The following is a 13538-nucleotide window of genomic DNA, read 5'->3' on the forward strand; positions in this document are numbered from 1 at the left end:
CGTTTCTCTTAGAGTTGGGCAAGGGCTTTGCTTTTGTCGCCCGGCAGCAGCGCATCAGCACCGAGTCCAAGGACTTTTACATCGACCTGGTCTTCTACAACTACCTGCTCAAGTGCTTCGTCCTCTTCGATTTGAAGACGGGTGAACTCACCCACCAAGACATCGGCCAGATGGATATGTACGTCCGCATGTACGATGACCTGCGGCGCGGCGAGGGTGACAACCCAACGGTGGGGATCATCCTCTGCTCCGACAAAGATGCCTCGGTGGTGCGCTACTCCGTCCTCCACGAGAACGAGCAGCTCTTCGCCACCAAGTACAAGCTGATCCTCCCCAGTGAGGAAGAGCTACGCAGAGAGCTGGACCGGGAACGTGCCCGTCTCACCTAGCAAGAGAGAAACGTCATGAATTTCTACGTCGGTGTCACAGATCATGAGTGGTTCGGCTTTCTGCGCGAGCGCAAGCCAGACGAAGTAAACTTCTGGTTCCCCAGCAGCAAGCAAGGCTTCGCCGCCCTCCAGCCAGGGGAGCCATTTCTCTTCAAGCTCCACAGTCCCTACAACGTCGTGGCGGGTGGTGGGTTCTTCGTCCGCTACTCTGCCCTGCCGCTCTCGCTTGCCTGGGAGGCGTTTGGCGAGAAGAACGGCGCTCCCGACTACGCCACCTGCCATAAGCGCGTCACCAAGTACAAGAAAGGCGTCAGTGAGCCAGATCCTGTCATCGGGTGCGTCGTGCTCACCGAGCCGTTCTTCTTCGAGGACAGCCAGCTCATCCCCTCGCCCTCGAACTGGAGCCGTGAGATCGTCCGTGGCAAAGTCTACAGCACTGCCGACCCAATCGGCGATGCCCTCTGGATGAGCGTCGCCGCGCAGCTCGCTCCACAACCCGCACAGCCCACGCAGCCCGCTCTGAACCTCCAGTACGAGCAAAGTGAGAAAGACGCCTACAAGCTGGTGCTGGGCAAGCAGCGCCTTGGACAAGGGGCGTTTCGGGTACTGGTCACCGATGCCTACCACCGGCGCTGTGCCATCTCGGGGGAGAAGACGCTCCCCGTGCTCACGGCGGCGCATATCAAACCCTACAGCCAGCAGGGACCGCATGAGCTTCAGAACGGCTTGCTCCTGCGCGCCGACCTGCACCTGCTCTTTGATCGCGGCTTGCTGACCCTCACCGACGACTACCGTGTCGAGGTGAGTCAGCGTATCAAGGAAACCTACAACAATGGCAAGGAGTACTACCGCTTCCAGGGGCAGAAGCTCCTGGAGGATGTTCTGCCTAACAAATACGAAGATCGCCCTTCCACCGAGTACCTGAAGTGGCATCAGGAAAGCACTTTTCGCTAAATCCCCATTCCCCAAGAGATAGGAAATACCAACGATGAGAAAGATCGTGATTTGTTGCGACGGCACCTGGAATGCCAAAGAGTCCCCCAACCAGACCAATGTTATCAAGCTCAGCCGCTGGCTTACAAGCGACAGCGACCAGCTTGTCCAGTACTTCGATGGCGTTGGGACGCAGGGCAGTCTCCTCGACCGGCTCCTTGGTGGGATTATGGGGAAGGGACTCTCCGACCGTATCAAAGAAGCCTACCGGTTCCTGGTGGCAAACTACCAGCCCGGCGACCAGCTCTACTTCTTTGGCTTCAGCCGAGGAGCCTATACCGTCCGGTCGCTCTCTGGGTTTATTCGCAAGGCTGGCCTGCTCAAGAGTGAGAACCTCAACCTCGTAGACAACGCCTACGACCTCTACCGCAACGACCTGCACCCCGACCACGAGATTCCCACAACCTACAGAGCACGCTACTCCGTCGAACCCACGATCCACTTTATCGGAGTCTGGGACACGGTCGGTGCGCTAGGAATCCCCACCGACTGGGCGACCTGGCTGGGGCTGAATCGGAGTGTCCAGTTCCACGATGTCAAGCTCAGCACCCGTGTACGTTTCGCCTACCAAGCTCTCTCCATAGACGACCGCCGCAAGCCCTTTGCCCCCGCGATCTGGGAGCAACAACCAGCAGGCGTGGGAACGCAGACCCTGGAGCAAGCCTGGTTTCCGGGTGTCCACACCCAAGTCGGTGGTGGGTACTCCCAGAGTGGTCTCTCCAGCCATGCCCTGCGCTGGATGCAGTCCCGCGCTGAGGGTGCGGGGCTCCGATTCGATGCCCAAAAAGCCTCCAGCAGCAGCGCGGATGCCTGCCATGAGCCGATTGACAACTCTGTCGGGTTCCTCTACTCTCTCTGGAAAACCATAGACCGCCCCATCGGCAAGCTCTCCGAAGAGGGACTCCATGAGGTCGTCACCAAACGCCTAACCGTCCTAACTGACTACCAGCCTCCTACTCTCGTGGAGTACCTGAAGTCCGAGACACCACGAATCTTCAAAGACTAGATGCCCTGATATTCGACTCCCCCTTTGAATCCGTCGCGCACCTTCCCGGGGTTCGCTCCGTGGCGAACCACCTACAAATCCAGCTCGCTTAAACCGTCTCTCAGGGCTACGGACGGATGGCGACCTTGAGAACATTGTCGCGGCGGGAGCCAAACAGGTCGTAGCCCCCCACGATCTCGTCGAGCGTGCACGAGTGCGTCAGGAGCGGTGTCAAATCCACACGCCCTGCACGAACGGTCTCGATCAGCCGCCGCATGCGCTCTTTCCCGCCGGGGCAGAGCGTCGTCACCACCCGGATGTCACCCAGGCCCGCCGCGAAGGCATCGTAGGGCATCTGGAGCTTGCCGGAGTACACCCCGAGGCTGGAGAGTGTCCCACCCGGCCGCAGACTACGCAGGCAGTTCTCAAATGTCTCCTGAAGCCCCAGCGCCTCAATCGCCACATCCACACCGCCACCCGTCAGCCGCTTGATCTCCGCGACAACATCCTGGTTGGCCGGGTCGAGCACGATGTCGGCTCCCATCTTCCGGGCAACCTCCCGCCGGTGCGGGTCGCCGTCCACCCCGATCACCAGCGATGCGCCCATCAGACGTGCCCCCGCGGTCGCGCAGAGCCCAATCGGGCCTTGCGCAAAGACGACAACCGTATTGCCAATCTTCACCCCGCCCGACTCCGCCCCTGAGAAGCCCGTGGACGCGATATCAGCGAGGAGAACCACTTGCTCGTCGGTGACGCCATCGGGGATCTTGGCGAGGTTCGCCTGGGCATTGGGCACCAGAAGGTACTCGGCCTGTGCGCCATGGATCGTGTTGCCAAAGCGCCAGCCGCCCAGCGCCTGGGTATCGTCGCCGTGACCACACTGAGCCCAGTGCGCCGAGAGGCAGGCGCGGCACTGCCCACACGGCGTGATCGCCCCCACCAGCACCCGATCTCCGACGTCGTAGCCCGTGACACCCGGCCCCAGCTCCGAGATCACGCCAACAGGCTCGTGGCCAATCACCAAGCCAGGCTTCACCGGATACTCGCCCCGCAAGATGTGCAGATCCGTGCCACAGATCGTCGTCAGCGTGATCTTGATGACCACCTCCCCAAACCCCGCCCGTGGGCGCAGCACCTCTTCCACACGAATGTCGTTCACCCCATGAAATACATTGGCTCGCATTGTTTCCATCAGAACACCTCCCCCTAAGATACTAAGAAACTAAGATTTTTTAGATTTTTCCGCCTCAGCAACCGCAAGGATTGCCTTCACCACAGCGTCTGGAGCGAGTGAGATCGACGTGATCCCCTGCTCGACCAGCCACGCCGCAAACTCAGGATGGTCGGACGGTGCCTGGCCACAGAGGCCGATGGGCTTGCCGACCCGCAGGCTCGTCGCAATGACGCTGGCGATGGCCAGCTTGACGGCTTCGTCCCGCTCATCGAAGCGGGCAGAGAGAATCCCCGAGTCGCGATCCGCCCCGAGAATAAGCTGGGTCAGGTCGTTCGAGCCGATGGAGAAGCCATCAAAGCGTTTTAAAAACTCCTCGGCGAGCAAGACGTTTGAGGGAATCTCGCACATCGCCCAGACCTCAAGACCATTCTCTCCACGCTTCAGCCCATCGCGCGCCATCGCCTCTAGCACCAAGTCGGCCTCCTTGAGGGTTCGACAGAACGGGATCATCACCCGGACATTGGTCAGGCCCAGCTCGCCGCGCACCCGCGCCAGCGCCGCACACTCTAGTGCGAACCCATCGGCGTAGCGCGGGTCGTAGTAGCGCGACGCTCCCCGAAAACCGAGCATTGGGTTCTCTTCACTCTCCTCGAACTCTTGCCCGCCGAGGAGCCGCGCGTACTCGTTTGTCTTGAAGTCGCTCGTCCGGACGATCACGGGGCGGGGATAGAACGCCGCCGCGATCTGCCCAATTCCCTCGCTGAGCTGCCGGACGAAGAAGGCGCGCGGGTCCTCGTCGCCGATCCGCCGGGCGATTGCCGCGACAGTTTTCTCATCAACGAGCTCGGGGTAGCGCACGAGCGCCATCGGATGAATGCCAATTTGGTTCGTGACCACAAACTCCATCCGCGCCAGCCCGACCCCTGCAACCGGCAGCGCCGCCAGCCCGAACGCCTGAGAAGGATCACCGACAATCAGCATGATCTTGGTCGTCGTGCTCGGCAGCTCGCCCGGTGCAATCGTCTCGATGCGGAATGGCAGGCTTCCAGGGTAGACATGCCCCTCGACACCTTCCGAGCAGCACACGGTCACCGGCGTGCCCTCGGGGACGACCTCAGTCGCGTTGCCACAGCCCACGATGCAGGGCAGCCCCAGCTCCCGTGAGACAATCGCCGCGTGGGCCGTGCGCCCGCCCTGATTCGTCACAATCGCGGCGACCTGGCGCATGATCGGCTCCCAGTCAGGGTCGGTACGCTCCGTAATCAGGATGTCGCCAGGGCGCACCGAGGCTAGCTCCGAGACATCCCGCACGATTCGAGCGACACCTGACGCGATCTTCTCACCCACCGCCTGTCCACGGGCGAGCGATGCGGGCGGCGGACTATCGAGGTGGTAGAGAGGAACCGTCACGCCCCCTGCGGCACGAACGGAGTGGACGGTCTCAGGGCGCGCCTGGAGCAGAAAGAGCTTTCCGGTCTCGCCATCGCGGGCGAACTCCAGATCCATCGGCTGCGGGTGCCCCGCGAGAGCGGAGTAGTGCCGCTCGACCTCACACGCCCATGTCGCCAGCAGAACGACCTCGTCGTCGTGGAGGCAGAAGCGGCTCCGCTGCGAGAGCGGGGTTTCCTCGCGGTGGGTCGCGGTGCCCTCGCCGTAGACCAGACGCACGGCCTTGGAACCTAGCCGCCGCCCGACAATGGGAGCCTTCCCCTCAGTGAGTGTCGGCTTGAAGACCGTCCACTCATCGGGCGTGACGACCCCTTGAACCACATACTCACCGAGGCCATATGCCCCTGAGATGACAACCGTATCGCGGAAGCCCGTCTCGGGATCGAGGGTAAAGATCACGCCTGCCGCTCCCATATCGGAGCGCACCATGGGCTGGACACCGACCGCGAGCGCGATCTTGCACCAGTCGTAGCCGCGCGTCGTCCGGTAGGTAATCGCACGGTCGGTAAACAAAGACGCGAAGCAGGCCCGCACGGCATCGAGGAGAGCGTCCTCACCTCGGATATTAAGGTATGACTCGTGCTGTCCGGCAAACGAGGCGTCGGGCAGGTCTTCCGCGGTGGCCGACGAGCGGACGGCGAGGGCGGGCTCGCTCCCCAGCCTTGCGCAGAGAGAGCGGTAGGCGGCCCGAACCGCATCGCCCAGCTCTGGTGGCAGCGGGGTCGCAAGCGCGGCACCTCGGGCAGCACTCCCGCAGGCAGCAAGGGTCGGAATATCGTCTGGGTCGGCATCCTCCAGAGGGGCAAGGGCAGCAGTGATTCGGTCGCCCAGACCATCGGCGGCCAGAAACGCGACATAGGCTGCGGCGGTAACGGCAAAACCGTCCAGCACTCCGATTCCCTTTGCGGAAAACGTGTTAAACAGCTCGCCACACGAGGCGACTTTCCCCCCGACAAGTGGAACATCCCTCAGGGAAATCTGGCAGAAATCGCGAACAAAATCAGTAGTGGAGACGGAATCAGCAAGGTCCATCACAGAACTCCTTTGGTTCAGGCTTCGCACCTGAGGCTTCTCGTCAAGCTTACTTCAGAATCTCGGTGCCTAACTCTACGAAATGGCCTATTCGAGTGGAGGGCAGCCAGGAATTTCTCGCGGGTCTGAGGACGCCAATCCCCCTGCTGAGAGATGTGAGTAGCCCGTGGCCGATACTGTCAGGAGTCCCATTGTCGGGATTGCCGGTGACAATCCCTCAGCCTCCTGAGACCAAATCTGCTGTCCTGAGAATAACTGGGTACAATAACTCTGGAGGGTAGTCATGAAGAAAATAGGCGTTTTGTATGGCCGAGAGAACACGTTTCCCGGCGCACTGGTAGCCAAGATCAATGAGCTTGGTGGAGGCACGATCCAGGCGGAGAGCCTGAGTATCGGGGCGATCACGATGGAGCAGGTCTATGACTACCGCGTGATTGTGGATCGCATCTCGCAAGACGTCCCGTTCTACCGTGCGGTGCTCAAGCACGCCGTGATGCAGGGCGTCACCGTGATCAATAACCCGTTCTGGTGGACTGCCGACGATAAGTTCTTCAACTACGCGCTGGCTCACAAGCTCGGAGTCGCGATCCCGAAGACCGCGCTCCTGCCCCACAAGCAGCACCCACCGGATATTTCGGCGCAGTCACTCCGCAATTTACTCTATCCTCTGAACTTTGAGGAGATTTTTGCCTACATTGGCTTTCCCGCGTTTTTAAAGCCCTACTCGGGCGGTGGCTGGAAGCATGTCTACAAAGTCCACTCCCCTGAGGAATTTTTCGCTGCCTATGACCAGACGGGCGACCTGTGCATGACACTCCAGTCGAGTGTGGAGTTTACGGACTACTTCCGTTGCTATGTGATCGGTAAGAAAAACGTCCACATCATGCGCTATGATCCCCGCCTGCCCCACGAGCGCCGCTATGTCCAAGACGGCCCACCACTCGATCCTGCGATGGAAGAGCGCCTCACCAGCGACTGCCTCAAGCTCTGCAACGCGCTGGGCTACGACATGAACACGGTCGAGTTTGCCGTCCAAGATGGCATCCCCTACGCCATTGACTTCCTCAACCCCGCTCCCGATGCCGACTACGACTCGGTGGGGCCGGAGAACTTCACCTGGATCGTCAATGCCATGGCCGAGCTGGCGATTGACGAGGCAAACAAGAAAGTGGTCAAGCCCAAAGACTACCGCTGGTCGAAGTTTCTATAACTCCAGAACCCACCCGGCTCTTCGTTCGTCCCTCACTTCAAGCCACCCTCCCTCGACGAAGGAGGGTTCACTGCAGCAGGGGCTCAAGCACTCCGGGCACGAAGTTACCGGAGAGCTGCTCCTGCTCCTCCCAGGCGGCGCGGAGCTTGTCTTCCCACTGGCGCAGGAAGATCTGGCGGCACCAGGCTTTGCTAACACGCCACGCCTTGTAGTACGAGTTGTTCTCCGTATCGCCTGCCACAGCGGCGCGGGCACCATCTTGGAAGCGACGCTTGATCGAGACGGGCATCTCGATTCCCGTGACGTGCTTGACGCCACTTGCCACCAGCTCGCCCTTGAGGCTGTAGAGACGCTCGAGCGAGCCATTCAGAATCGTGGGAAACGGAATGGCGACGGCCTTTGCCATCACGGAGCGCACGGTAAACGGGGAGAACGCGGTGAAACCGTAGCGCTGGGCGGGCGCGAAGGTGCGGATGTAGGCGCGCGAAAGCCCCCCGGAGTAGGTCGCACTGTGCTTGATCGCATCGATTCCCCAGCCTTCCTGGTAGAGCAGTGGGTTGCGCAGGATCGAGCTGAGCGTGAGATCGGAGTCTTCGAGCGGGTAGCTCTTGGCATTCTCATCGCCACCGTCGCCGTCCATGAAGTACAGCAGCTCGGGGTAGCGCTCACGGACGGCTTTGAGCAGCGCGATTCCGGCGGCGGCACACTCCACATCGAGGGGATGGTAGTCCTCGATGCAGGTAATCGCCTCGCGCAAGTTGTACTCCGACGCGGGCACGGTGACACGCTCCCAGGTGTGGGCAATGCCCAGATCCGTGACGATCTTCTCGGCCTGCGCCGCATCCGCGCCCTTGCCTTCGTGCAGGTCAAGCGTAAAGGCACGAATCAAATCGGGGCTCCGGCCCAGCTCACTCATGGCCTTTCGGGCCAGCAACAGAACGCTCGTGCTATCAATGCCCCCGGAGAACGCAATCCCCACTTGTGCAGCACTTGGCAGCGTCGCGAGCCAGCCTTTGGTCGCCTCATACGCCGCCGTGAGATAGGCCACCCCCAGCGCCTCGATGTCCTCACCGCCCCTTGCCACCTCAGGCTCCCAGAAGCGCGTGTAGATTGGAGCCGGGTCGGGGCAGCCGATCTGCTCGATCTCGGTTAAGTAGTGCGCGGGTACCATGCGGGTGTAGGTGGGGTCGAACTGCCAGCCGATTTTCTGGCTGACGCACCAGTCGTAGATCGTGTCCATCCGGTCGGCGGTGACCAGAAACGGGCCGTGGAACATCTTGGCGACAAAGTAGCGCAGTGGGACGCCAATCGTGCGGGCCATGCGAATGGTCTGTCCATCGCGCATCGTCCCTGCAAAGTGACCATCCGTGGCTGCGAGGGCCGCCACATCGCGGTTCACCAGTGCTACCGCGATACCGTCGTTGTCCGTGCCGGTCAGAGCGCTACTGCGCACCCCGACTAAATCTACGAGTCTCTCAATTCCCTGTAACATGGCTCAGTCATTCGGCGACAGAAGCCAGATTTCCTTCTGCGGTGTCGAGAGCCACTGCGCCCCACCCTCGGTCACGACGGCCATGTCTTCCAGGCTCCAGTAGCCGTGCCCCTCGACGGCGACTCCCAGCTCCAGGGTGTAGACTTGTCCGACTTCCACCGGCCAGTACGGCGTCTCGCCGTAGCGTGCCCAGCACGGGCCGAGAAGTCCGCCGCCATCGTGGGCGACGCGCCCGACTTGGTGGCCCAGCGCGTGCAGATACTCCGGGTAGCCCGCCGCGACCAAGAAGCTCCGCGCCGCCGCGTCCACCTCCCAGCCACTCACGCCCGGCTTCAGCGCCGCAAAGCCCGCCTCAATCGCGCCGAGAACGGCGGCGTGTGCCCGCGAGATCGCCTCGGGGACCTCACTGCCCACGAACCAGCAGCGCTGCAAGTCCGACGCGTAGCCGTTCTGCACCACACCGAGATCCATGTGCAAGATATGCCCCGGAGCCAGCGCAATCGCACTCGGTGCACTGTGCCCCACGGCGGAGTCGGGGCCGCAGTTGACAATCGGGTTGCCCTCTTGCTCCCAGGCGTAGCCTAGGCCACGCTCCGCGATCTTGCCCTGCACAAAGTCGGCGATCTGGCGCTCCGTGATCCCCGGCTTTGCCAGTGCTGCCACCTCGGCGAACAATCTATCGGTTTCTATTATTGCGCCACGCATCGCGGCTAGCTCGGTCTGCGTCTTGCGGCCACGGAGCGCACGGATGATCGGCTCGGCGCTGACGAGAGAGCTGGCAAAGCGCGTGTGGGCAAGGTAGCGCTCCAGCAAGCGAAACATCCCGTGGGTTAAGCCATCGCACTTGTCGTCGTTTTCCGAGAAGTTCACCGCGATCTTGGGCGCAGCGACACTCAGTGGAATCAGCTCCTGAAGGGCATCTACCAGCGGCTCACGGATGCCTTGAACGTAGCCAATCACCTCGTCCCAGTCGCCAGATTTTTCGAGGCCGTCTAAGTCGTAGTTGCCCGCGATCGCCACTTTCCTGCCCGACTTGCTCACCAAAAGCGCACTCTGCCAGGTGAGTCCGCCCTCCATCAAAAACGGCAAGCACGGATCGGCGATGCCGCTCGTCTCACGCACAAACGTCAGCCAGACATCTATCTCACTCTCAGACTGCGCCACAATCGCGGCGGCTTGGTTTAGCTTCTCACGGGTCAGATCACTCATGGCCAAAAATTCGCGATGCAGGAGATAAATCCCTGCCCCTGAAAAATTTCAGGCTTCCTGAGGATGACTCCAGTTCTCTGTGACGAGAGCTGGGACACGGTCATAGTCGCGCTGGTTGCGTGTGACCACAATCAGCCCATGCTCCAGCGCAATAGCGGCGATTTTGAGGTCATTGGCCCCGACATTCAGCTTTTGTGTACGCAAGCCGTCATAGCGAATCATGGCAGCTTCGGTGAAGTTGAGAATGCGAAATGTTGCCAAAAAAGGAATGGTCTCTGCAAGACGGCGGTAGGCAATCGCCCGCTGTACCGCCGAATAACTTCGGAGTCACCACGACGAAACAAAGAGAGTGTGTCGGTATCCAGAAGAAAGCGCGTCATGCAACTTTAAGGGGGACTTCTTCTTCCGAATCAGCCTGCTGCTGGCGATACTCCGCAATGGATTCCTGCCAGCTGTCATAGAGGGGGTCGTCTTTCATGTCCCCGGCAAATGCCATCCAGGGATTTTCGGAGATCGAAGTCGGCTCCGTAAGCTCTACCACGCGAGCCCCAGCCGGAATCTTGCGTGCAAACTCGGCACGAAGTTCCGCCAGTGCAAGCGACTCCGTCGCCCCTTCTGCCACCACTTTCCAGGGCAAGAGCGCCGTCGCATGAACGCCATCTTGGATTGTCTCGATCAGCACTTGCATGGGAAGATTATATCACCGGCTTCCAAGAGTACGGATAGTTGTCGTCCTCTAGCGCGAGGGCGGCTTTGGTGAGCTTCAGCGGACGAAACGTATCCACCATAACGGCGAGCTCTTCGGTGCGGGTCTTGCCGAGGCTGGCCTCGACCGCGCCGGGCTGGGGGCCGTGCGGCAGGCCCGAGGGATGAAGCGTGACGGAGCCGACTTCGATTCCCCGGCGGCTGGCGAAGTTGCCATTGACATAGTAGAGGACTTCGTCGCTGTCTAAATTGGAGTGGTTGTAGGGAATCGGGACGGCGTCGGGGTGGTAGTCGAGCATGCGGGGGACAAAGCTACAGACGACAAAGTTATGGGCCTCGAAGGTCTGGTGTGAGGGCGGCGGCTGGTGGATGCTACCCGTGAGCGGCTCGAAGTCGTGGATGGAGAGGGCGTAGGGGTAGAGAAAGCCGTCCCAGCCGATTACGTCCAGTGGGTGAAAGTCGTAGAAGTAGGCCGTGAGGTGACCGCGTGCCTTGATGCGAACCTCAAAGCGGCCTTTTTTGTCGTGAAAGAGCGGCGCTTCCGGGACGCGAATGTCGCGCTCACAGAACGGGGCGTGCTCCAAAAACTGCCCGTACTCATTGCGGTAGCGCTCCGGCGGCTCGATCGTGCTGGCGGCGGACTCCGTGAGGAGAATGGTGGTAGCGCCTGGATCGCAGACCACACGGTAGATCGTGCCTCGGGGAATGACTAAGTAGTCGCCGGGCTTGTAGGGAAGCGTCCCAAAGAGCGTTTCGAGCTTGCCCGTACCCTCATGGACAAAGAGCAAGTCGTCGCCGTCGGCGTTTTTGTAGAAGTACGCCATCGGCTCCGTCGGGCGCACGAGGGCCAGAAGCACATCGCTATTCACTAAGAACGGAACGCGCCCGGCGATGGGATCGTCGCCGGGCTTGAGCAGGTGCGTCTTGAGGTGCCGGTGGCGCAGCGGCTCGAACTCCAGCGTCTCGGGCGTTAAATCCCCGAGATACTGGTACTCCGCCACTTGGGTGGGCAAGTTGGCATGGTACAAAATCGAGGCGATCCCCGAGAAGCCCTTCGTCCCAAAAACCTCCTCGGCGTAGAGCGAGCCATCGGGCTTGCGGAACTGCGTGTGTCGTTTGCGGGGAATCTCCCCCAATTTTACATAGTGCGCCATTGCGTCGTCAACTCCTGCCCTATTATAGCTTGCCTGTCCCTTTTTCTCCGCCCTTTGTTTCTCTGTCTCTTGGGTAGTGGTGCACCGGAACCACGCGGCGGCGCAGCTTCGGGGGTTGTTCCATATACCGCTGCACGTCCGCCTCACTACCGGGCACTCGGACTCCGTCGAAGGCATGCAAAGACGACCAAACCACCCAGATGATTAAGCCCGCTCCAGCGAGGGCAAGTCCTGTCCAAACCCAAGCCGCAATGTCTTTCGTAAAGGGCAGTCGCTTGCGAAAGAAGTCGGTCTCTTGTATGCCTGCCTGTGTTAGTGCCTGTACCAGAGCGTCAAAAGGCTCCTTCGTCCCCAAAGGAATCCCCCCCAGCTTCACCAAATACGCCTCGCCCGCATCGTCGAGGAGCTCCAGGCCGACAATGTCTTTCTTCCCTGAGATGCGCCAGCGCCAGGCAGCACACTTCTCTGCCCAGACCTGTGCGCCGTTTCTCTCTACCGAAACATGTGATCCCACAAATATAAAGGCGTGCTGGCGGCGCGTCAGCAGAAAGACAGGGCAGATAATGGCAAACCCGATCAGCCAGACACTTGCCTGAGCAAAACCGTTCTTTCCTTGGTAGTTGGGACGAAAGAGCTCGACCGCGGAGAGCTTGCCAGTCAAAAGGAACACACAGCCTAGAAGAACCACAAAGGACATGACTAGTGCAAGCACTTGAATAAAGCGGGGAAGTGGCTCTTTCCCCAGGAAAATTTCCTGTCGTTGTTGTTGCATGGGCACTCAGACACAGGACAAAGGTCTCCGGTTGCAACAAATGGCAGAAGAGGTATCTGGGTTGGTGCGGAAGCGTAGGCTGTCTGGCACTTCGGGGGCGTTCTCGGGCAAGGAGGAGACGAGGGGCGCGGGGGGGAACGCGGCGGGCTTGAAGGGCTGGGAGCCGGGGGGTGGGACGAAAGCGAAGAGGCGCTCGTCGAGGTTTGGGTTTAGCTGGACGTTGGTGAAGGTCTCGGTGCGCTTCTTGAGTGTGCCGTCGGGCTGGTAGATTTCGGAGTAGAAGCGGCGCAGGAGTTTGTCTGCCTTTCCGTAGGCGAAGACGTAGGTGCGGCGTGGCTTTCCTCGAACGGGGTATTAATGGATGTGGCGGGAGTAACGGGCGCAGTTGGTGCCTACCCGTCGGGCTGCTTGGGGCGAGGCTCACGGGCAACGGTAAGCTGTACCGTGACCTGAGACGAGTGGGATTGTTGCAGAAATGGAGCGGAGTTCAGTGCGAGGATTGCGAAAGGGCTAAGCAGCATCGGGAAGACTCCTTCATCTTACCGGGGAAGCACTGTCCCACTCCCGGCGGGGACCGTCCAGGAGCAGGCTAACCAGGAGCGACACTGGTGGAACCATCGAACCCAGAGAGTTCGTAGCTTCCCTCCGTCTGTGTGGGCAGCTCCAGTGCATCAATGGCCCAACGCGGAAGCAGTGTCACGTCGGCCCCGGTGTCCATCAGAAGCGGCACATCTTCCTGTGACCGCGCTCCGTCGGGAGACTGAAGTGTGACCCAGGCAACGGGCGTGGGCGGGTCGTGATGCTCCGCGTCGTAGGCGGTGGGCAAGGCTAGTTTACCTCCATCACGAAGTCGGCGGCATCGGTGGGGTTCTTCAAGCGCGGGGTGCGAATGGTTTTGGGGAGTGCAGGCTCCGGGAGTTTGGTCTGGGGCACGATCACAAAGACGCGTGTCTTCTCGGGTAGTGCGACAGGTT

General features: G+C 60.8%; 13 protein-coding genes. 4 read left to right on the forward strand and 9 right to left on the reverse strand.

Annotated elements, in window-relative coordinates; translation table 11 throughout:
- The 3 genes from AC1XOS_RS12300 to AC1XOS_RS12310 all read left to right on the forward strand — a co-directional run.
- On the forward strand, window positions 1–389 hold a 389-nt coding region (locus AC1XOS_RS12300; RefSeq protein WP_481962515.1), incomplete at its 5' end, for a PDDEXK nuclease domain-containing protein.
- A 15-nt stretch (window positions 390–404) separates the two neighbouring features.
- Entirely contained in the window at window positions 405–1343 is a 939-nt protein-coding gene (locus tag AC1XOS_RS12305) for an HNH endonuclease (protein ID WP_481962516.1), read from the forward strand.
- Window positions 1344–1377: 34 nt separating this feature from the next.
- Complete coding sequence (locus tag AC1XOS_RS12310; RefSeq protein WP_481962517.1) at window positions 1378–2388, forward strand: DUF2235 domain-containing protein; 1011 nt, start codon at window positions 1378–1380, stop codon at window positions 2386–2388.
- 106 nt (window positions 2389–2494) lie between these two features.
- Here AC1XOS_RS12310 and AC1XOS_RS12315 read toward each other — a convergent pair whose 3' ends face one another.
- Together AC1XOS_RS12315 and ppsA are read right to left on the reverse strand one after the other, a co-directional pair.
- Entirely contained in the window at window positions 2495–3559 is a 1065-nt protein-coding gene (locus AC1XOS_RS12315; RefSeq protein ID WP_481962518.1) for a zinc-binding dehydrogenase, read from the reverse strand.
- A 30-nt stretch (window positions 3560–3589) separates the two neighbouring features.
- Window positions 3590–6022, reverse strand: a complete 2433-nt coding sequence (gene ppsA, locus AC1XOS_RS12320) for a phosphoenolpyruvate synthase (RefSeq protein WP_481962519.1) — start codon at window positions 6020–6022, stop codon at window positions 3590–3592.
- 283 nt (window positions 6023–6305) lie between these two features.
- Here ppsA and AC1XOS_RS12325 point away from each other — a divergent pair, with 283 nt between their 5' ends.
- Window positions 6306–7232: an ATP-grasp domain-containing protein gene (locus AC1XOS_RS12325; protein WP_481962520.1), complete on the forward strand. Its 927-nt coding sequence runs from the start codon at window positions 6306–6308 to the stop codon at window positions 7230–7232.
- Between the two features lie 67 nt (window positions 7233–7299).
- On the opposite strand, the gene AC1XOS_RS12330 is transcribed toward AC1XOS_RS12325, so the two are convergent.
- From AC1XOS_RS12330 to AC1XOS_RS12360, 7 genes are all read right to left on the reverse strand, one after another.
- Window positions 7300–8724 carry an asparagine synthase-related protein gene (locus AC1XOS_RS12330; protein WP_481962521.1) on the reverse strand — a complete coding sequence of 475 codons (1425 nt, stop codon included), beginning with the start codon at window positions 8722–8724 and terminating at the stop codon, window positions 7300–7302.
- Window positions 8725–8727: 3 nt separating this feature from the next.
- Complete coding sequence (locus AC1XOS_RS12335; protein ID WP_481962522.1) at window positions 8728–9933, reverse strand: M24 family metallopeptidase; 1206 nt, start codon at window positions 9931–9933, stop codon at window positions 8728–8730.
- Between the two features lie 48 nt (window positions 9934–9981).
- The gene (locus AC1XOS_RS12340; protein ID WP_481962527.1) at window positions 9982–10230 is read right to left on the reverse strand and encodes a type II toxin-antitoxin system VapC family toxin; all 249 of its coding nucleotides are present in this window, start codon (window positions 10228–10230) and stop codon (window positions 9982–9984) included.
- A 79-nt stretch (window positions 10231–10309) separates the two neighbouring features.
- Window positions 10310–10621 (reverse strand): hypothetical protein, encoded by a 312-nt coding sequence (locus AC1XOS_RS12345; protein ID WP_481962523.1) that lies wholly within the window; start codon window positions 10619–10621, stop codon window positions 10310–10312.
- Between the two features lie 7 nt (window positions 10622–10628).
- Entirely contained in the window at window positions 10629–11792 is a 1164-nt protein-coding gene (locus AC1XOS_RS12350; protein ID WP_481962524.1) for a homogentisate 1,2-dioxygenase, read from the reverse strand.
- Window positions 11793–11814: 22 nt separating this feature from the next.
- Window positions 11815–12564, reverse strand: a complete 750-nt coding sequence (locus AC1XOS_RS12355; RefSeq protein ID WP_481962525.1) for a hypothetical protein — start codon at window positions 12562–12564, stop codon at window positions 11815–11817.
- Window positions 12565–13153: 589 nt separating this feature from the next.
- Window positions 13154–13390, reverse strand: coding sequence for an aspartyl protease family protein (locus tag AC1XOS_RS12360; protein ID WP_481962526.1), 237 nt, complete (start codon window positions 13388–13390; stop codon window positions 13154–13156).
- Between the last annotated feature and the right edge of the window lie 148 nt (window positions 13391–13538).

Source organism: Armatimonas sp. (genome assembly GCF_964826245.1).

Bases quoted from the DNA above. Each gene is read 5' to 3' on its own strand.
- AC1XOS_RS12355 (WP_481962525.1), bottom strand. From the start codon at position 12,564: ATGCAACAACAACGACAGGAAATTTTCCTGGGGAAAGAGCCACTTCCC.
- AC1XOS_RS12335 (WP_481962522.1), bottom strand. From the start codon at position 9,933: ATGAGTGATCTGACCCGTGAGAAGCTAAACCAAGCCGCCGCGATTGTG.
- AC1XOS_RS12305 (WP_481962516.1), top strand. From the start codon at position 405: ATGAATTTCTACGTCGGTGTCACAGATCATGAGTGGTTCGGCTTTCTG.
- AC1XOS_RS12325 (WP_481962520.1), top strand. From the start codon at position 6,306: ATGAAGAAAATAGGCGTTTTGTATGGCCGAGAGAACACGTTTCCCGGC.
- AC1XOS_RS12350 (WP_481962524.1), bottom strand. From the start codon at position 11,792: ATGGCGCACTATGTAAAATTGGGGGAGATTCCCCGCAAACGACACACG.
- AC1XOS_RS12330 (WP_481962521.1), bottom strand. From the start codon at position 8,724: ATGTTACAGGGAATTGAGAGACTCGTAGATTTAGTCGGGGTGCGCAGT.
- AC1XOS_RS12315 (WP_481962518.1), bottom strand. From the start codon at position 3,559: ATGGAAACAATGCGAGCCAATGTATTTCATGGGGTGAACGACATTCGT.
- ppsA (WP_481962519.1), bottom strand. From the start codon at position 6,022: ATGGACCTTGCTGATTCCGTCTCCACTACTGATTTTGTTCGCGATTTC.
- AC1XOS_RS12345 (WP_481962523.1), bottom strand. From the start codon at position 10,621: ATGCAAGTGCTGATCGAGACAATCCAAGATGGCGTTCATGCGACGGCG.
- AC1XOS_RS12310 (WP_481962517.1), top strand. From the start codon at position 1,378: ATGAGAAAGATCGTGATTTGTTGCGACGGCACCTGGAATGCCAAAGAG.